The organism is Glutamicibacter sp. AGC46 (assembly GCF_053543715.1).
This window is the reverse complement of record NZ_JBLVOJ010000024.1, coordinates 28,041-45,780: the sequence shown is the minus strand read 5'-3', so window position 1 is coordinate 45,780 and position 17,740 is coordinate 28,041. Positions and strand designations below refer to the sequence as shown.

Sequence of the window (17,740 nt, the reverse complement as noted above, 5' to 3'; positions counted from 1 at the left end):
GTGGCGGCGGACAACTACCCAGTCGCCATCGCAAATCGCAGCGTCAACCATTGAATCGCCGGAAACCCTGAGCATGAACAGTTCGCCGTGGCCTACGAGCTGACGAGGCAACGAGAAAACATCTTCGACGGACTGTTCGGCAAGGATCGGACCGCCGGCAGCGATACGGCCAACCAGGGGAACCATGGTGGTGTCAGCGGAAGTGCTCAATTCAATGATCTTGGCGTCTTCGCTGGCATCTGGCTCGACCGGCTTCGAAACTTCGGCCTTCTCGCCGTCTTCGGCCAGCTGCAGAGGCAGCAGGATTTCCATTGCGCGCGGACGGCGTGGATCTCGACGGATATAGCCGAGCTTTTCCAGCTGGCTCAGCTGGTGGGTGACGCTCGAAAGGCTCTTGAGCCCCACTGCGTCACCAATCTCACGCATCGATGGTGGATAACCGTTCTTGCCGATTGACCGCTGGATCGTCTCCAGGATCTTCTTTTGGCGAATCGTCAGCGAACGTGCATTCGATCGGGGAGTGCGTTGTGAAGCTGACATGAGATTTTGCCTTCCCTAGCAATCATTCGAAAGTTCGTAAGTCCAAACTGTCGGCGCTAGATGGTGAGATGTTTTCATTGCTCGTCTACTTCGAAATCTTAGTAGATAAGCGAGCTTCTTTCAAAGATTTGTTCGAAAACTTCTGGACAAGTTCCGCAAACCTCTGTTAGAACAGATATACGAGGTTAGAACAAATTTTCGAATCTACGCTTTCGAATACAAATTCGCATCACTTGAATTTCTTGAGGAGACAAAGTCATGGCAACCGTCGCACTTGACTCAAATCAGACCCAGGCACCACTGAAGATCCGCATCAACCGTCGCGGATGGGCCGTGCTTGTGGGTATGCCCATTTTCGCACTCACCATCGCCGCAGCTTTCTTCATCTCCATGTTTGCCTCTGACGCGCATGCCGCAGCCGATACTCCTGTTGGAGTCGGAACCGTTGATGTCACCGTTATTCCAGGGGATACGCTGTGGAGCCTGGCCCGGGATTACGCCACCGGTTACGACGTGACCTCGGCAGTGGGCCACATCGCCGAACTCAATGCCCTGACCGGCAGCGAAATCCAGGTTGGCGAAACCTTGTCGATTCCGGTCCTTGCCGGCTAGCTTCCCCAGCCTGCTTTGAGTTTGTTACCTGTGGCCGTAGCGGATTCACCGGCAGGCGCGCTGCGCACGTAGACTTGATGCGTGAATGACCGCAGTGAACTTTTGAGTCAGCTGCCCTTGCGTGAGAATCTCCGCGGGCTATCCCCTTATGGCGCACCACAAATTGACGTGCCCATCCAGCTGAACGTCAACGAGAACACCCATCCGTTGCCACCGACAGTCGTCGATGCCATTGCACAAGAGGTGGCCAAGGCGGCGGCAACGTTGAACCGGTATCCGGACCGCGAGTTCACCGAGCTTCGCGAACTCCTAGCCGAATACCTCGGCCACTCGCTCACCAAGGACAATATCTGGGCCGCTAACGGTTCCAATGAAATCCTGCAGCAAATCCTGCAAGCCTTTGGCGGCCCCGGCCGTGCCGTGATGAGCTTCGGCCCAACCTACTCCATGTACCCGCTGCTTGCCAGTGGTACTGACACGAAATATATCGCCGGTGAACGCGCCGCAGATTTCACGTTGTCCGCCGATTCCGCAGCCGCACAGGTTCGCGAGCACAAGCCGAACATCGTTTTCCTCTGCTCTCCGAATAACCCCACCGGCACGGCCCTTGGCCTGGACGTCATCACCGCGGTATATGAAGCCATGAGCGAGCATAACGGCATGGTGATCGTGGATGAGGCGTACGCCGAGTTCTCCTTGGCCAGCACCACCTCGGCGCTGAGCCTGCTCGAAGGCCGCCAGCGGCTGATTGTCTCGCGCACCATGTCCAAGGCTTTCGGCCTGGCCGGTGCGCGCGTAGGCTACCTGGCCGCTGCGCCAGAAGTCACCGATGCCATCCGCTTGGTGCGACTGCCGTACCACCTGTCGGCAGTGACCCAGGCAACCGCCATCGCGGCCTTGAAGAACATCGAGTTGCTGTTGGCCCAGGTCGAGGACATCAAGTCCCAGCGGGACCGCATCGTCGCGCGCCTGAAGGAACTTGGCCTCAAGCCATCGGTCTCCGACTCCAACTTCGTCTTCTTCGGTGGCGTCGAAGACCCCCACAAGATTTGGGAAGGCCTGTTGGAAGCCGGCATCATCATCCGCGACAATGGAATCCCGGGAACCTTGCGTGTTACGGCAGGAACCGAATCGGAAACCACAGCCTTCTTGGAACGACTTGCCGAACTGCTCGGCTCGCAGAAGTAATCAAAGACAAGCGAAGGAAGACATGTCTGCCGAATTGATTGGCGCACGTCGCGCCCGCATGGAACGCGTGACCAGCGAATCGTCAGTATTCGTTGAACTGGACCTCGATGGCACCGGTGTCTCTGAGATCAGCACCTCGGTGCCGTTCTACGACCACATGCTGACTGCGCTATCCAAGCATTCGCTCATCGATCTCACCGTGCGTGCCACCGGCGATACCCACATCGACGTTCACCACACCGTCGAGGACACCGCGATCACCATTGGAGAAGTACTGCGCGTGGCACTGGGCAACAAGGCCGGCATCCGCCGCTTCGGCACCTCCTACGCTCCACTGGACGAAGCTCTGTCCCGTTCGGTAGTCGATGTGTCGGGCCGGCCATACCTCGTGCACTCCGGCGAGCCTGCGGGCCAGGAATACCACCTGATCGGTGGTCACTTCACCGGTTCGATGACCCGTCACGTCTTCGAAGCCATCACTTTCCACGCACAGATCTGTGCTCACATCGAGGTGCTCTCGGGTCGCGACCCGCACCACATCGTTGAAGCGCAGTTCAAGTCCTTCGCGCGCGCATTGCGCGAAGCGGTAGAGCGCGATGAGCGCATGGGCGACAAGATCCCATCCACGAAGGGTGCACTGTAAGTGGAAAAGAAAACAGTAGTTGTCCTGGATTATGGTTCCGGCAACGTCCGCTCCGCTGTGCGCGCTTTGGAAGCCGCCGGCGCCGAAGTGGAACTGACCGCAGATCCGAAGAAGATCGTGGCCGCCGACGGCCTGGTAGTCCCCGGTGTTGGCGCCTACGCCTCGGTCATGGAGCAGCTGGCCAAAACCGGTTCCCTGCGCTGGATCGGTCGCCGCATTGCCGGGGGCCTGCCGGTTTTGGGTATCTGCGTGGGACACCAGGTCTTCTTTGAAGAAGGCGTGGAACACGGTGTGAAAACCGAAGGCATTGGCGAATGGCCGGGCAAGGTTGAACGCCTGCAGTCAGATGTCATCCCGCACATGGGCTGGAACACGGTACGCCCGCCGGAGGGATCCAAGCTGTTCGCCGGCATCGAGGGTGAACGATTCTACTTCGTGCACTCCTATGCTGTTCAGAAGTGGGAATTCGACGTAACGCAGCCAGCGATGACCCCGCCACAGGTGACCTGGTCGACGCACGGAACGCCCTTCGTGGCCGCCGTCGAGAACGGCCCGCTATCGGCAGTGCAGTTCCACCCGGAGAAGTCCGGGGACGCTGGAGCGCAACTGCTTCGCAATTGGTTGGGGACGCTCTAGGCATGTGGACCCTTATTCTGGGCGTTGTCGGGGCCTTCCTGATTGGCGGAGCCATTTCGCTGAAGAGCCAGAAGGCCCATATCTCATGGATCATCGCGCTGTGGGTACTTGCAGGCCTGAGCCTGATCGCAGCCTGGTCCTTGACCTACTAATCACATTACTTCTTCACTAAGGACATCATGAGCGAGCAACCAATCCTCGAACTTTTGCCTGCAGTAGATATCGCTGGCGGACAGGCAGTGCGCCTGGTCCAGGGCGAAGCCGGTTCCGAGACCGGATACGGCGACCCGCTGGAAGCTGCGCTCTCCTGGCAGAATGCCGGCGCTGAATGGCTGCACCTGGTCGACCTGGACGCAGCCTTTGACCGTGGCAGCAATGTTGAGATTGTCCAGCGCATTGCCAAGGAACTGGATATCAAGGTCGAGCTCTCCGGCGGTATCCGCGATGACGCTTCACTTGACCGGGCCCTGGAATTCGGTGCTACCCGCGTCAACCTCGGAACCGCCGCGCTGGAGAACCCGGAATGGACCAAGCAGGCCATTGCCCGCCACGGTGACAAGATCGCCGTGGGCATGGACGTGCGCGGAACCACCTTGTCCGGCCACGGCTGGACCAAGGACGGAGGCGACCTGTGGGATGTTCTGGCCCGCCTCGAAGATGCCGGATGCGCCCGTTACGTCGTCACCGACGTGACCAAGGACGGCACCCTGCGCGGACCGAACGTTGAATTATTGCGCGAAATCGCTGCCAAGACCAGCAAGCCGATTGTCGCCTCGGGCGGCATCTCCTCGCTCGAAGACCTCCGGGTCTTGCGCGAGCTGGTTCCAGAAGGCATCGAAGGAGCCATCATGGGCAAGGCGCTGTACTCGGGCCAATTCACCTTGCAAGAAGCGCTCGATGTAGCAGGTCGCCGCTAGGCCCCATGCTGCAGCAGGGAAAGACGATTCAGAAGCTCGCGCTTTTGAATCGTCTTTTTTTATTCGTGAAAGCGGATCCCGGTCTTTCCCTCCTCGGGCCCGCGACTGCGCGCAGGTGCTGGGAAAGAAATCTGAAATCATCGGATAGGGGTGTCCAAGCTCATGACTGCAGTTTTGAAACTTCCCTCCAACAACCCCGAAACCACCGATAGCATGGAGCTATGAGTACCGAGCAACCTGAATCTGCACCCAAACGCCACCTGCCGGGACATATTGTCGCTGCACTGGCGCAGGCAGGCTCTAGCACCGACTCTGCCGGTCAGGACTGGGAAGGCCGGGACCTGAGCGGTGAAGGCAACCCCCTGCATAATTTCGACAAGGACGACGGCAAGGCCGACGCCAACGTCGTTGCCGCACTGGCGGCCTTGCGCGATGGCAGCGCAGGGGAGGGCGAGGTGCATAAATCCTTGTCCGAGGCACGCGTTTTCGTTGCGGTGGTAGCCCAGCTCGGCGAAGAAGCCATGACGGAACACGGCTTCGCATCCGACAAGGAAGCCGATATGGCGCTGGTGAAAATCAAGGCTCCAGATGGCCGCATGGCCCTGCCGATCTTCACGACCGTCGAACGATTGCAGGCTTGGCACAAGGAAGCTCGACCAGTGGCGGTTTACGCCCCGCGGGCGGCCCTCTCGGCAGTCAGCGAGGAATGCCAGCTGCTGGTACTCGATCCCGGAAGCGAATTCACCTTCGTGCTTCGACGACCGGGGGTCTGGAACCTGGCCAAGCAGATCGACTGGATTCCGAGTTATCAGAACCAGCAGATCGCCAACCTGGTGCAGGATGCAACCGAAGGCTTTGGCCAGTTGCAGACCGTCAAGGTTGCCCCGGGCAGGGGAGTCGGCTCACGCAGCAAGGACGGGCAAGTGGTCCTTGGCGGAGGTCCCGGACCGGAACTGAACTTGCAGTTTGTTTTTGCTCCCGGAACGAGCGAGAACGACGCTCGCGAGACGACTCGCGCAATCCACGGACGTTTGTCCCAAAACACCGAATTCGCTGAAGCAGTGGATTCCCTCGAACTCAGTTTGCACAGCGCGCCGAACTAAACCGGCGGGCTCCTTTCGACCAGACAAGGAACTTTCCGGGCATGAAAAGCTATTGGCAGATTTTGCGTCAACCGCAGATCTCACTTTTGTTGCTGATTGGCATGATTGCCCGACTTCCGCACTCCGCATTGAGCATGCTGCTGCTCCTGCATCTGGTGAACAACCTCGGCCAATCCTGGGTTTCGGCCGGTCTGGTCACGGCCGTCATGACCTTGGGCATCGCCATTGGCGCCCCGTGGCGCGGTGCCCGCGTAGATGTCTGGGGATTGCGCCGCGCGATGATCCCATCGGTGATCGTCGAAACACTCGTCTGGTGCACGGTGCCGCATGTTCCACTGGCCTGGGTGTACCCGCTGGCCTTCATCGGCGGACTCTTCGCGCTACCGGTCTTCTCAGTGGTGCGTACCGCGCTGGGCATCATGACCACCGGCGAACAACGCCGTACCGCCTTCGCCTTGGATGCCACCGCCACCGAACTGGTGTTCATCGTCGGACCTGCAAGCGCCGGCATTGTCGCCACCCAGATCAGCAGCGTCATTGGATTGAGCGTCATCGGCGTGACCTCGACGGTTGCCGGGTTGGCGCTGATGATCCTGAATCCGCCAACGCGCAGCGATGATCCCAAGGCGATCGCCTCGCGGGCCAACGTGCACGAGGAACGCTTGGGGGCGGAGGCCAGCTTCATTGCGGCCGCGCCGATGGGTGTACCCGAAGTCGAGGGCGAGCTGATCGCAGCCGGCATGAAGTCTGCCCGCGCCCGCATCAAGCAGCGTGGCCGCAACTTCAAGAACCGTTTCAACTGGGTCAGCGCTTCGGTCCTGGCAGTATTCATTGCCGCGGCCGGAGCAGGCATGCTGCTCACCGGCACAGAAGTGGCCATCGTGGCCGAATTGGACGCGTCGGCGCAGAGCCACCAGCTGGGTCTGGTGTTCTTCTTCTGGTGCGGAGCTTCGCTGGTCGGCGGCCTGATCTACGGGTCGATGAAGCGGGTTATTTCTCCACTGGTGCTGCTGCTGAGCATGGCCGTGCTGACGATCCCCATGTACTTCGCGTGGGATACCTGGTCATTGGCGCTGTTCTCCGCACTCCCCGGCTTCCTGTGCGCGCCGACGCTGTCGGCGGCCTCTGAGTGGCTCACCGACTTGGTGGCCGAAAAGCGTCGCGGCGAAGCCATGGGCTGGTATGGCTCCGCGATGACCGCTGGCACCGCGTTGGGATCGCCGATCACCGGCATATTCGTCGACAACCTCGGACCCGCCCCGGCCTTCCTTGGCATCGGCGCCATGGCTGCAGTGGTCGTGGTGATTGCCTTGATTGCGCAGCAGATCCGCCGCCGCGTTCGCCGCGCCCGCCGCCGTCGCCTGGAAACGATCGCCTAGGCTGGTGGAGCTGCCCTGAGCCGCGAGTACATGTACATGTCCCTGCGTGCGGTGCCCACCTGTTCCCAGCTGCGCAGCAAGCCTTCACGCTGGAAGCCGCACGCTTCAGCGGCCCGCCACGACCCCTCGTTCCACGGCTCCACGTAGAGCTCGATCCGGTCGATTCCCGGATGCTCCAATGCCCAGGCGCCGAGCGCTGCCAACGCGTGCTTGGCAATGCCGCGCCTGCGGTGCTCCGGTGCGATCCAGTATCCGATGCTGGCCCTGCAGTGGTCGGCATTGCGCAGCCACAAGCCGATTTGCCCAACGGCACGATCCGTGGCCGTTTCGGCTATGGCAAACGAATACCCGCTGCCCTCGGCCACCCGGCGGTGCTGGCGCGCGATGAATGCCGCATAGCCGGCTTCAGTTCCTTGCGCCGGGACCGTGGTGATTTGCGTAATGTAGGGGTCCGTGGAGGCCTGCCTCACGGCAGGAATGTCGCTGGGCTGGAAGGGGCGGAGCCGGAAAGCACCGGCGTCGATCACTGGTTGTTCGAGCATCTGCATGATTCCAACCTAGCTTGGTGATCCAAACAACAAATGGACCCGTTTCCCTGGGGAAACGAGTCCATGATGTTAATCTCTTAAAATTCAGCCAATATTACCTAGTTGACCGGTCCGGTGAACTTCTCGCCCGGGCCCTTGCCTGGTGCATCCGGGATGATTGAAGCTTCGCGGAAGGCCAGCTGCAGGCTGCGCAGGCCGTCACGCAAAGGCGCTGCGTGCTGCGAGCCGATCTCGGGCGCACCGGCGGTGACTAGGCCTGCCAGTGCGGTGATCAGCTTGCGGGCCTCATCGAGATCCTTCAGCTCATTGGCATCTTCGCCCTCTGCAAGTCCGCACTTGACTGCTGCTGCACTCATCAGGTGGACGGCGGCCGTGGTGATGATTTCAACGGCTGCAACTTCTGCGATATCGCGCACCTGCTGGTCGACAGCGTGCTGGTGCGAGTTGGTGTCTTCGTTAGTCATACTGCTAAGCTTGTCACAGACCGACTCGATGCCGGTACTTCTCGCAGTTCTCCAGCTAGCACTGGATGAGGGATTCGTACTAGTATTGAGCCATGCAAGTGGAGGCCAACTCCCACCCGCTGTCGCCGTTTCCAGGCTTCCGGGTATTTCGGCAGGATTGCAGCAATGCATTCCCCAAGCGCTTACGCAGGAGCAATCCCGTGTTCGGCTTTGTCGTTCTTTTTGGCCTTCGCCTGCAATCGCAGACGGGGGCCTTCTTTGTTTGCGGTCATGGATTACGAATTTCAGGAGTGACACATCAGCGATCCACGCATTAATGAGCGCATTCGCGTGCCAGAGGTACGTCTCGTCGGCCCTAATGGCGAGCAGGTAGGCATCGTCCGTATCGAGGACGCGCTTCGTCTTGCTCTCGAGTCCGATCTGGACTTGGTCGAGGTGGCACCCAGCGCCAAGCCTCCAGTGTGCAAATTGATGGATTTCGGCAAGTACAAGTACGAAGCCGCTGTCAAGGCTCGCGAAGCTCGTAAGAACCAGACCAACACGGTCTTGAAGGAAGTCCGCTTCCGCCTGAAGATCGACACCCACGACTACGAGACCAAGGTCGGCCACGCACTGCGCTTCCTGGGCGCCGGCGACAAGGTCAAGGCCATGATCCAGTTCCGTGGTCGTGAGCAGCAGCGTCCAGAGATGGGCATTCGCTTGCTTGAAAAGTTTGCAGCAGACGTCGCCGAAGTTGGAATCATTGAATCCAGCCCGCGCATCGATGGCCGAAACATGGTCATGGTTGTTGGTCCGCTGAAGAACAAGGCAGAGGCTCGCCGCGAACAGCAGCAGAAGTCGGGTGGCCGCAGCGCGGCCAAGCGCAAGATCCGCACCGACGCTCCGGCTGAGACCGAGGGCCAGAATGTCGCAGCTTCCATGGATGATGAAGCCCGCGCCAAGTTGGAGCAGGCACGTCAGGCAGCTGAAGGCGACGCCTAGCCAAGCCTGTTGGGCTTTCGAGCCCGTCACCGTTCACGGTGAAGGATCTTCTTCCGGGAAGGTCCAACTACAAGAGAACAACAGCGGTCACCTTTATCGGGGCCCGCTTCGGATGATCCCCACCCGGTGCTTTACCGGGTGGAGCACGTAAGGAGAACGGCAGCTATGCCGAAGTTCAAGACTCACAGTGGCGCCAAGAAGCGCTTCAAGCTCACCGGTAGCGGTAAGCTCGCTCGCCAGCAGGCCAACCGTCGCCACTACCTGGAGCACAAGTCCTCGCGCGTTACCCGTCGCCTGGCTTCTGACCAGATCGTCGCTAAGGCCGATGTAAAGACCATCAAGCGGATGCTGGGCCTCTAAGCTCTCCCTTTCGCAATACGGGGAAGCAATACCCCACCACCCATAGATTTCACCCATCCCGCAAAATCGCGGGCACTGGGGAACTGACTTGAAGGAGTACACACGTGGCACGTGTGAAGCGGGCAGTAAACGCCCACAAGAAGCGTCGCGTCGTTCTGGAACGCGCAAAGGGTTACCGCGGTCAGCGTTCGCGCCTGTACCGTAAGGCCAAGGAGCAGCTGCTCCACTCGTTCGTTTACAGCTTCAACGACCGCCGTAAGCGCAAGGGCGACTTCCGCCGCCTGTGGATCCAGCGCATCAACGCTGCATCCCGCGCCAACGGCATGACCTACAACCGTCTGATCCAGGGCCTGAAGGCTGCTCAGATCGAGGTTGACCGTCGTATGCTCGCAGAGCTGGCTGTTTCGGACTCGAACGCTTTCGCTACCCTGGTAAAGCTTGCCAAGGATGCACTTCCAGCTGACGTCAACGCCCCAAAGGCTGCCGCTGCTGAGGTTGCTGCACCCAAGGCTGCCAAGGCTCCAAAGGCTGCTGCCAAGTCCGTCGAGGGCGAAGGCGTAGTCAAGGCCGTTGAAGGCGAAGACGCACCTGAGGGCTTCATCATCAAGGGCAACGCTGGCTCGAACAAGTACCACGTTCCAGGCTCGACCTGGTACGACCAGACCGAAGCCGAGTTCTGGTTCAACTCCATCGAAGCTGCCAAGGCTGCAGGCTTCGAACCAGCTGGCGGCGAATCCCGTCAGCAGATGAAGTAAATCTCTTCTCCCTTTGAGCTGAGGCTCAGGTAGGACAGATCACACCGAAGGGTGGGTCCCGCGCACAGCGCGGACCCGCCCTTTGCGTGTTTCTACCGGTATTCTCGAGACATGAGCAGTTTTCCTCCAGAAGTGATGTCCAATCCACGCGCCGAACGAGTCAAGGCCATCGCGCGTCTGGCCAGGAGCAAGGGACGCGAAGCCACCGGCGAATACCTCGTCGAGGGCCCGCAGGCGGTACGAGAAGCACTCAAGGCCCATCTGGAGGACGATAACCTGGTCCAGGGCGTCTATGTTGTCGGCGGCTTTCTCGAGAGCCACGAAGAATTCGTGCAGCTGCTCGATAGCGCCAAGGTCCCAACCCGCATCGTCACCGGCGAAGTGCTGCACGCCATGGCTGACACCCAGACCCCGCAGGGCATCCTTGCCGTCGTCGCCATGTCCCAGCCGCAGCTGAGCGAGGTGCTGGACACCAAGCCGAAGCTGATCGCCGTGCTCTGCCGCATCCAGGACCCGGGCAATGCCGGCACCATCCTGCGTGCCGCCGATGCCGCCGGAGCCGATGCGGTGATCCTGACCAAGGGCAGCGTGGATATCTACAACCCGAAGGCCGTGCGCTCCACCGCCGGCTCGCTGTTCCACGTACCGGTGCTGAACAACATCGAATTCGACCACCTGGTCGCCGCCGCGAAGACCACCGGAAGCCAGATCCTGGCCGCCGACGGCTATGCGGCGCACAACCTGGACACCCTGCAGGATGCCGCCGTGCTGCGTGCAAGCCAGCCAGGCACCGAAGCGCCAGAAGGACAGCCGGTGCTGGAAGCGCCAACCCTGTGGCTGTTCGGCAATGAAGGCCAGGGGCTGGAGGAGCACGAGAAGGACGCCGCCGACTACCGCGTGGCCGTGCCGCTCTACGGTGTTGCCGAATCCCTGAACGTGGGTACCGCATCCACCGTCTGCCTGTACGCTTCGGCCCGCGCCCAGCGCTCAGCGAATCGGAGCGCACTGGACTCCCATGGCAGCTGAACTCAAGCAAATTGTTGCCGTGGCCATCGTCGATGACCTGGCCCGGCCCACCAGGCTCCTGGCCGCGCGCCGCAACCGCCCTCAAGCCCTTGCCGGGCTCTGGGAATTCCCCGGTGGAAAAGTCGAACCCGGCGAGAGCGAAGTCCAGGCCGTGCACCGCGAGCTGCGCGAGGAACTCGGGGTGCAGATGCGTCTTGGCGCGCCCATCCCAGGCCCGCATCCCCAAGGGTGGCAGCTGAACGAGAAGGCCGCCATGCGCATGTGGTTCGCCCAGATCACCGAGGGCGAGCCAGCGACCCTGGACGGGCATGACCAGCTGGCCTGGCTGGAACTCGATGACTCGCTGTCCGCCGTCGTCCCGTGGATTCCGGCCGATGCGCCGATCGTGGCGGCATGCCTGGCCCAGGCACGTGCCGGGGCGCAGCACTAAACACCCGTAAGCTTGTTACCGCGCCAACTTCTGGCACTGTGCCTATAGCCGATATTTTGAGGAGCACTTTTCGTGAAGCGATTTATGAGCGTTATCGCTCTGGCCTTCGCCGCCGTCCTAGCCCTTTCTGGTTGCGTCAACATGAACGCAGAAGTCGACGTCTTGGGCAAAGACAAGGTCGCCGGGGCCATGCAGTTGACCCTGCACAAGTCGACGCTCAATGGCGTCAGCTTTGAAGAAGTCCTCGAGAGCCAGATCGACATCGAAATGATGGAACAGCAGCTGGGGGACCAGTGGAGCTACAGCAACATCGATGATGGCGAAAACGTCGGCCTGCGCTTTGAAACCACCAGCCCGATGACCTACGTCCAGCTGGCTGACGCATTCCGCGTCTTCGGATTCGAGATCAACCTGGGCGATGACGGGAAGGAATACTCCTTCTCGATGCCGGGCGACAAAGCCACCGTGGATTCTTCCTTCACCGAAGCGAACCTGCACGTCACCTTCCCCGGCGCAGTCACCTCGCACACCCCGGGTACCGTTGAGCACCACACCGTCACCTTCGACATGATCAAGGGCGCCGCCGCCTACCAAGCCACCGCCAAGGTCGACCACACCATGTTCTACTCCGCAGTATTCGGCGGGGCGCTGCTGGTTTTGACCTTCGTCTTCGTTGCCGCTTTCGCGCCAAAGGGTGCCAAGGAATCGCATTAATGAGCAGCAATCCTGCTTCAAGGTAAGAAGCTTCACGCCAAGGGCCCGTCATCGGTGAAACGATCACGGGCCCTTAGCCATAGAATGGAAGCAAAGTGTTCTACGCGTAAGTACAAGATAAGAGTAAGGATCGATCGATCCCATGTCTGATCAGACAACTGAACAAGCTCCTGTCGGGGAGTCCAATGTTCCGCACCCAACCGATGAAGCCGGCATCCAGGGCGCGGTAGACGCCGCCCTGGCAGCCATCCAGGCCGCTGGCGACCTGAACGAGCTGAAGGAAGCGCGCCTGGCCCACACCGGCGAGAAGTCCGCGCTGTCCCTGGCCAACCGCCAGATCGGCAAGCTGGACAAGACCCAGAAGGCTGTTGCCGGCAAGCTGGTCGGCGGTGCCCGCGGACGGGTCAACAAGGCCCTGGCTGCCCGCACCACCGTGCTCGAAGAAGCCGAAGCCGCCCGCATCCTGGTCGAAGAAACCGTGGATGTCACCGCCGCCGCCCGCCGCCGCAGCGTTGGCGCCCGCCACCCGCTTTCGGTCCTGCAGGACCGTGTATCCGACATCTTCGTCGGCATGGGCTGGGAAATCGCCGAGGGCCCGGAAGTCGAATCCGAATGGTTCAACTTCGACGCGCTGAACTTCAAGCCGGATCATCCTGCCCGCGAAATGCAGGACACCTTCTTCGTGGAGCCTGCCGACGCGCACCTGGTGCTGCGTACCCACACCTCCCCGGTGCAGGTCCGCTCGATGCTCGAGCGCGATGTGCCGGTCTACGTGCTGTGCCCTGGGCGCACCTTCCGCACCGATGAGCTCGATGCCACCCACACCCCGGTTTTCCACCAGTTCGAAGGCCTGGCCGTGGACAAGGGCCTGACCATGGCCGACCTGCGCGGCACCCTGGAGCACTTCGCCCGGCAGATGTTCGGTGCCGAAGCGCAGATCCGTCTGCGCCCTGCCTACTTCCCGTTCACCGAGCCATCGGCAGAGCTGGACATCTGGCACCCAGGTGCCAAGGGCGGACCGCGCTGGATCGAGTGGGGTGGCTGCGGCATGATCAACCCGAACGTGCTGCGCGCAGCTGGCATTGATCCCGAAGAGTACTCCGGCTTCGCCTTCGGCATGGGCATCGAGCGCACGCTCATGTTCCGCAACGATGTCCCAGACATGCACGACATGATCGAGGGCGACATCCGTTTCAGCCAGCACTTCGGGATGGAGATCTAAGCAATGCGTATTCCACTATCTTGGCTGCGCGAGTACGCGCAGGTACCAGCCGACGCATCGGCTGAAGACGTCATGGCAGACCTGGTTAAGGTCGGCCTCGAAGAAGAAGATGTCCACCGTCCAAGCGATGAGCTCTCGGGCCCCATCGTGGTCGGCCAGGTGATTTCCCTGGAAAAGGAAGTTGCCTCCAATGGCAAGACCATCAACTGGTGCCAGGTTCGCGTGGTTCCAGAAGGCGCCGAGCAGACCCTGACCGGCAAGGGCATCGACCCCTCGGGCGTGCAGGGGATCGTGTGCGGTGCGCACAACTTCGTGGAAGGCGACAAGGTCCTTGTCACCCTGCCCGGCGCCGTGCTGCCAGGGGACTTCAAGATCTCGCCGCGCAAGACCTACGGCCACACCTCGGCGGGCATGATCGCTTCCTCCCGCGAGCTGGGCATCGGCGAAGACCACGACGGCATCATGGTCCTGTCCAAGCTGGGCCTGGACCCGGAACTGGGCACCGACGTCTTCGAGCTCTTCGGCCTGGATGACCAGGCGGCGGAGATCAACGTGACCCCGGACCGCGGCTACTGCTTCTCGATCCGCGGCGTAGCGCGCGAATACGCGCTGGCCACCGGCACCTCCTTCACCGATCCCGCATCGATCGTGACCGTTTCGGAAACCACCGAAGCCGGCCATGAAGTAGTGCTCCGCGACGAAGCGCCGATCTACGGCGTACCGGGCTGCACCCGCTTCGTGACCCGCGAGGTCACCGGCATCAACCCGAGCCTCCCGACCCCGCGCTGGATGGCTTCGCGCCTGCAGCTGGCCGGCATGCGCTCGATCTCGCTGGTAGTCGATATCTCCAACTACGTCATGCTGGAACTCGGCGCTCCACTGCACTTCTACGATGCTGACAAGCTGGCCGGTGCGATTACCGTGCGCCGCGCCAACGCCGGCGAAAAGCTGGTGACCTTGGATGCCAAGGAACGCGAGCTGTCGGTCGAGGACCTGCTGATCACCGATGAGTCCGGCGCCATTGGCATTGCCGGCGTCATGGGCGGCGCGGCCACCGAGGTCTCGGATTCGACCAGCCGCGTGCTGATCGAAGCCGCGCACTTCGACACCGTGTCCATCGGCCGTTCGCGCCGTCGCCACAAGCTGCCTTCCGAAGCCTCCAAGCGCTTCGAGCGCGGCGTGGACCCACGCATCATGCAGATCGCGGCCCAGCGTGCCGTGGACCTGCTGGTGCAGCTGGCCGGCGGCACCGAAACCGCCAAGGCCACCGACGCGGGACAGATTCCTGCCGACACCCAGATCCAGCTGCCGGCAGGTTTCGCTGGAGCCCTGATCGGCGTGGACTACACCGATGAGCAGACCATCACCGCGCTGGAAGGCATCGGCGCGAGCGTTGAGCAGAACGCCGAGGGCTTCCTGGTCACCGCACCAAGCTGGCGCCCGGATTTGGACATCAAGGAAGACCTGGTCGAGGAAGTAGCCCGTGTAGTCGGCTATGACAAGATCCCGGCGACCTTGCCTGTGGCCCCTCCGGGCCGTGGCCTGACCCGCGCCCAGTCCCAGCGCCGCCGCCTGCTGCAGGGCTTGGCAGATGCAGGGCTGACTGAGGTCTTGAACTACCCGTTCGTTTCCGAAGCGCAGAACAGCACCTTTGGTGCTGCGCAATCCGGTACCGAGGTCAAGGCCATTTCGCTGGCCAACCCGATTTCCAAGGAATTCCGCTTCCTGCGCACCTCGCTGCTGCCGGGCTTGCTGGAAACCGCTCGCCGCAACATCGGCCGTGGTTTCCGCGACCTGGCGCTGTATGAAGGAGGCCTCGTCTTCCTGCCAGGTACGCAGCTGGGCTCCTCGGTTCTGCCTCCGCTAGGTGAAGCGCCAAGCGATGAGGTCCTGGCCGAGCTGCTCAACGGCGTCCCTGACCAGCCATGGCACCTGGCCGCGGTTCTCACCGGCCGCGAAGCATCGGCTGCGGCCGGCTTCGCACCGCGTGCTTGGGACTGGGCCGACGCGCTGGATGCGGCGCACTGCGCGGCAGATGTCCTCGGCGTTGAGCTTGAGGTTGCCCAGGGCAGCCACCAGGCCTTCCACCCGGGCCGTGTTGCAGTACTGAAGGTTTCCGGGCAGGTCGTTGGCTACGCCGGTGAACTGCACCCGCAGCTGCTCAAGGACCAGGACCTGCCAGCACGTACCGTGGCCATGGAACTGAATGCTGCCGCACTGATGGCTGCTGCACCTGCAGTGGTTGTTGCCCAGCAGCACCTGTCCGCCCAGCCGCTGGCTACCCAGGACGTGGCCTTGGTTGTCGACCAGGACGTCGTGGCTGGAGATGTGCTTGCCGCCCTTCGCGAAGGCGCCGGTGAACTGCTCGAAGACATCGCGCTGTTCGACGTGTACCAGGGCCAGGGCATCGAAGACGGCAAGAAGTCGTTGGCCTTCGGCCTGAGGTTCCGTGCCGCCGACCGCACCCTGACCGCCGACGAGGCGTCCGAGGCTCGTGCCGCCGCGGTGGCTGCGGCTATCGAGAAGTTCGGCGCTTCCCAGCGCTAGGCTTTTGGCCTGCCAGATGCCCTGCTGCTCTCCTGATGATCGGGAAGCGGCAGGGCATTTTGCTTTGTCGCCATGCCCGGGTTGGACAGGTTGAGGACTACACTTGATCTGGATATCCCGACAATGCGACTAGATGAGGGAAGAGGCTTGAAGTGAAGGGATTGCGTTCATGCGGTGCTGTGCTGCTGGTGTTCTTCCTCGGGATCCTGGCCGTTGCCGTCCTCATCGCGGCAGGCTGGGCAGCGGTGCTGTTTATCCAGCGTGGCGCCGGAACCCACCTCGAAGAACCGGCGACCCCGAGCGCTACGGTCGAGGAAGAAGCACCCGATAGGTTCCGCCCATCGGAAACCTACACGCCCTAGCTGGCTGGCGGCACCGGTACAGTGGGAAGAACCCGTGTCAGCGTTATGAGCCCAGGGCCTTCCTTCGCCTGCGCGATGAACCCGTAACGGGCAAGCACTTTCAGCGAGGCGATATTCGAGGCATCGGCACGAGCGATAAATGCGCTTCGACCGGTTTCCTGCAATTGCGCGAGCCCCTCGCTGACTATTGCCTTCGCCAAGCCTTGGCCCCAGCATTCCGGGGCGATCCAATAGCCGATTTCGGTGGCATGCCTGCGTTCGGTAGCGGTGAAAAGTCCAACCGGAGAATTCTGGCGGCGCGCGATAAACCAGGAGATCTCCGGACTGCTCAGGGCATGTTCCACGCGTTGCGCGGTGTGCTCCGGGCTCCAGGTGCTTCCGTCGCCGACATGGGCCATGACGCGTTCGTCTGCAGCCAGGCGCGCAACGAAATCTGCATCCGCCTCGGTCATTGGCGTTAGCAGCAGTGAAGGACCCATGGGTTCAGCCTATGCGGGAACGAAGCGCGCGCAAACTTGTTTCATTGGCCGTAGTTCTTCTACGAGTCCTTCGGGATGGAAGCCGACTTCACCGGGGACTTTCCGCAATGCCCCGGATTCAGCCTGGACTTGCGCCCGCGGCAGTAGCTTCAAAACAAAAGCAGGGAACGGCGAAAGCTCGCCGTTCCCTGCTGAAATTCAAATACTTTACTTGGCTGCGCCAGCGGTAACTGGTGGCAGATCCGACCATGGGAAGGTAATCCACTTGTCGGTGCGGCGCCATTCGTAATCCGGGACCATGATGGTGCGTGGCTTGGTGTACAGGCAGACGGTCTTGACCTCGGCGCCCCAGGCGGACACCAGATCGACAACCTTTTCAAGGGTGCGGCCGGAGTCGGAGACATCGTCAACGATCAGGATCTTCTTGTCGCGCAGGTGGCCATCGTCCAGCATTGGAGGAAGAACCACTGGCTCCGGCAGGACGGTGCCGATGCCGGTGTAGAACTCCACGTTCAGCGCACCGCAGGCCTTGACGCCCAGAGCGTAGGAAATCGAGCCGGCCAGCAGCAGGCCGCCTCGTGCTACTGCCAGAACGATGTCCGGCTCGAAGCCGTCGTCGACAATGGTCTGTGCCAGTTCGCGGGAAGCTTCACCGAAGGTGTCCCAAGTGAGGATCTCGCGCTCTGGTTCTGAAAGGACGGATGCCCCGGAATCGTCAATGCTAGTCATTCTGCAATTTTAGCCCCGAATTTGGTGCGGTGCTGTCCAGTTCAAACCAATCGATCATTTTTTCCTCCCATGCCCGGAGGATTCCCATCCGTTGATTAGGCATGA

Annotated in this window: 22 protein-coding genes; 17 read left to right on the top strand and 5 right to left on the bottom strand. The window is 61.4% G+C overall.

What is annotated here, in order from left to right:
• On the bottom strand, positions 1-540 hold a 540-nt coding region (lexA, locus tag ACNPM8_RS12240), incomplete at its 3' end, for a transcriptional repressor LexA (RefSeq protein ID WP_448939925.1).
• A gap of 258 nt (positions 541-798) precedes the next feature.
• On the opposite strand from lexA, the gene ACNPM8_RS12235 reads away from it, so the two are divergent.
• The 8 genes from ACNPM8_RS12235 (at position 799) to ACNPM8_RS12200 (ending at position 7,018) form a co-directional block, all read left to right on the top strand.
• On the top strand, positions 799-1,152 hold the full coding sequence (locus tag ACNPM8_RS12235) for a LysM peptidoglycan-binding domain-containing protein (RefSeq protein WP_105658156.1): 354 nt from the start codon (positions 799-801) through the stop codon (positions 1,150-1,152).
• A gap of 81 nt (positions 1,153-1,233) precedes the next feature.
• Positions 1,234-2,340, top strand: a complete 1,107-nt coding sequence (locus tag ACNPM8_RS12230) for a histidinol-phosphate transaminase (protein ID WP_448939924.1) — start codon at positions 1,234-1,236, stop codon at positions 2,338-2,340.
• A 22-nt stretch (positions 2,341-2,362) separates the two neighbouring features.
• A complete protein-coding gene (hisB, locus tag ACNPM8_RS12225; protein WP_013348471.1) occupies positions 2,363-2,983 on the top strand; it encodes an imidazoleglycerol-phosphate dehydratase HisB in 621 nt (206 codons plus the stop codon).
• The gene (gene hisH, locus ACNPM8_RS12220) at positions 2,984-3,619 is read left to right on the top strand and encodes an imidazole glycerol phosphate synthase subunit HisH (RefSeq protein ID WP_105658154.1); all 636 of its coding nucleotides are present in this window, start codon (positions 2,984-2,986) and stop codon (positions 3,617-3,619) included. It abuts the gene before it with no gap.
• A gap of 2 nt (positions 3,620-3,621) precedes the next feature.
• On the top strand, positions 3,622-3,771 hold the full coding sequence (locus tag ACNPM8_RS12215; protein ID WP_166650645.1) for a hypothetical protein: 150 nt from the start codon (positions 3,622-3,624) through the stop codon (positions 3,769-3,771).
• A gap of 27 nt (positions 3,772-3,798) precedes the next feature.
• The gene (priA, locus tag ACNPM8_RS12210; protein ID WP_105658153.1) at positions 3,799-4,536 is read left to right on the top strand and encodes a bifunctional 1-(5-phosphoribosyl)-5-((5-phosphoribosylamino)methylideneamino)imidazole-4-carboxamide isomerase/phosphoribosylanthranilate isomerase PriA; all 738 of its coding nucleotides are present in this window, start codon (positions 3,799-3,801) and stop codon (positions 4,534-4,536) included.
• Between the two features lie 221 nt (positions 4,537-4,757).
• Positions 4,758-5,639: an SseB family protein gene (locus ACNPM8_RS12205; RefSeq protein WP_105658152.1), complete on the top strand. Its 882-nt coding sequence runs from the start codon at positions 4,758-4,760 to the stop codon at positions 5,637-5,639.
• Positions 5,640-5,680: 41 nt separating this feature from the next.
• The gene (locus ACNPM8_RS12200; protein WP_388023862.1) at positions 5,681-7,018 is read left to right on the top strand and encodes an MFS transporter; all 1,338 of its coding nucleotides are present in this window, start codon (positions 5,681-5,683) and stop codon (positions 7,016-7,018) included.
• On the opposite strand, the gene ACNPM8_RS12195 is transcribed toward ACNPM8_RS12200, so the two are convergent.
• Both ACNPM8_RS12195 and ACNPM8_RS12190 read right to left on the bottom strand, forming a co-directional pair.
• Entirely contained in the window at positions 7,015-7,560 is a 546-nt protein-coding gene (locus ACNPM8_RS12195; protein ID WP_448939923.1) for a GNAT family N-acetyltransferase, read from the bottom strand. The genes ACNPM8_RS12200 and ACNPM8_RS12195 overlap by 4 nt on opposite strands.
• Positions 7,561-7,664: 104 nt before the next feature.
• A complete protein-coding gene (locus ACNPM8_RS12190) occupies positions 7,665-8,030 on the bottom strand; it encodes a DUF1844 domain-containing protein (RefSeq protein WP_013348478.1) in 366 nt (121 codons plus the stop codon).
• A gap of 330 nt (positions 8,031-8,360) precedes the next feature.
• On the opposite strand from ACNPM8_RS12190, the gene infC reads away from it, so the two are divergent.
• The 9 genes from infC (at position 8,361) to ACNPM8_RS12145 (ending at position 16,427) form a co-directional block, all read left to right on the top strand.
• Positions 8,361-9,011: a translation initiation factor IF-3 gene (infC, locus tag ACNPM8_RS12185; protein WP_388023856.1), complete on the top strand. Its 651-nt coding sequence runs from the start codon at positions 8,361-8,363 to the stop codon at positions 9,009-9,011.
• A 165-nt stretch (positions 9,012-9,176) separates the two neighbouring features.
• Positions 9,177-9,371, top strand: a complete 195-nt coding sequence (rpmI, locus tag ACNPM8_RS12180; RefSeq protein WP_013348480.1) for a 50S ribosomal protein L35 — start codon at positions 9,177-9,179, stop codon at positions 9,369-9,371.
• A gap of 104 nt (positions 9,372-9,475) precedes the next feature.
• Complete coding sequence (rplT, locus tag ACNPM8_RS12175; protein WP_105658148.1) at positions 9,476-10,126, top strand: 50S ribosomal protein L20, sunset domain variant; 651 nt, start codon at positions 9,476-9,478, stop codon at positions 10,124-10,126.
• Between the two features lie 111 nt (positions 10,127-10,237).
• Entirely contained in the window at positions 10,238-11,152 is a 915-nt protein-coding gene (locus ACNPM8_RS12170) for a TrmH family RNA methyltransferase (protein ID WP_388023852.1), read from the top strand.
• Positions 11,142-11,582, top strand: a complete 441-nt coding sequence (locus ACNPM8_RS12165) for a (deoxy)nucleoside triphosphate pyrophosphohydrolase (RefSeq protein WP_105658146.1) — start codon at positions 11,142-11,144, stop codon at positions 11,580-11,582. Before ACNPM8_RS12170 ends, ACNPM8_RS12165 begins: the two co-directional genes overlap by 11 nt.
• Positions 11,583-11,654: 72 nt before the next feature.
• A complete protein-coding gene (locus tag ACNPM8_RS12160) occupies positions 11,655-12,296 on the top strand; it encodes an LppM family (lipo)protein (RefSeq protein ID WP_388023849.1) in 642 nt (213 codons plus the stop codon).
• Between the two features lie 142 nt (positions 12,297-12,438).
• The gene (pheS, locus tag ACNPM8_RS12155; RefSeq protein WP_105661889.1) at positions 12,439-13,518 is read left to right on the top strand and encodes a phenylalanine--tRNA ligase subunit alpha; all 1,080 of its coding nucleotides are present in this window, start codon (positions 12,439-12,441) and stop codon (positions 13,516-13,518) included.
• 3 nt (positions 13,519-13,521) lie between these two features.
• On the top strand, positions 13,522-16,065 hold the full coding sequence (gene pheT, locus ACNPM8_RS12150) for a phenylalanine--tRNA ligase subunit beta (protein ID WP_448939922.1): 2,544 nt from the start codon (positions 13,522-13,524) through the stop codon (positions 16,063-16,065).
• Between the two features lie 152 nt (positions 16,066-16,217).
• On the top strand, positions 16,218-16,427 hold the full coding sequence (locus ACNPM8_RS12145) for a hypothetical protein (RefSeq protein ID WP_388023843.1): 210 nt from the start codon (positions 16,218-16,220) through the stop codon (positions 16,425-16,427).
• On the opposite strand, the gene ACNPM8_RS12140 is transcribed toward ACNPM8_RS12145, so the two are convergent.
• Together ACNPM8_RS12140 and ACNPM8_RS12135 are read right to left on the bottom strand one after the other, a co-directional pair.
• A complete protein-coding gene (locus tag ACNPM8_RS12140) occupies positions 16,424-16,906 on the bottom strand; it encodes a GNAT family N-acetyltransferase (protein ID WP_388023841.1) in 483 nt (160 codons plus the stop codon). The two genes, ACNPM8_RS12145 and ACNPM8_RS12140, sit on opposite strands and share 4 nt — an antisense overlap.
• A 207-nt stretch (positions 16,907-17,113) precedes the next feature.
• Positions 17,114-17,635, bottom strand: coding sequence for a phosphoribosyltransferase (locus ACNPM8_RS12135; RefSeq protein WP_105658140.1), 522 nt, complete (start codon positions 17,633-17,635; stop codon positions 17,114-17,116).
• Positions 17,636-17,740: the final 105 nt, after the last annotated feature.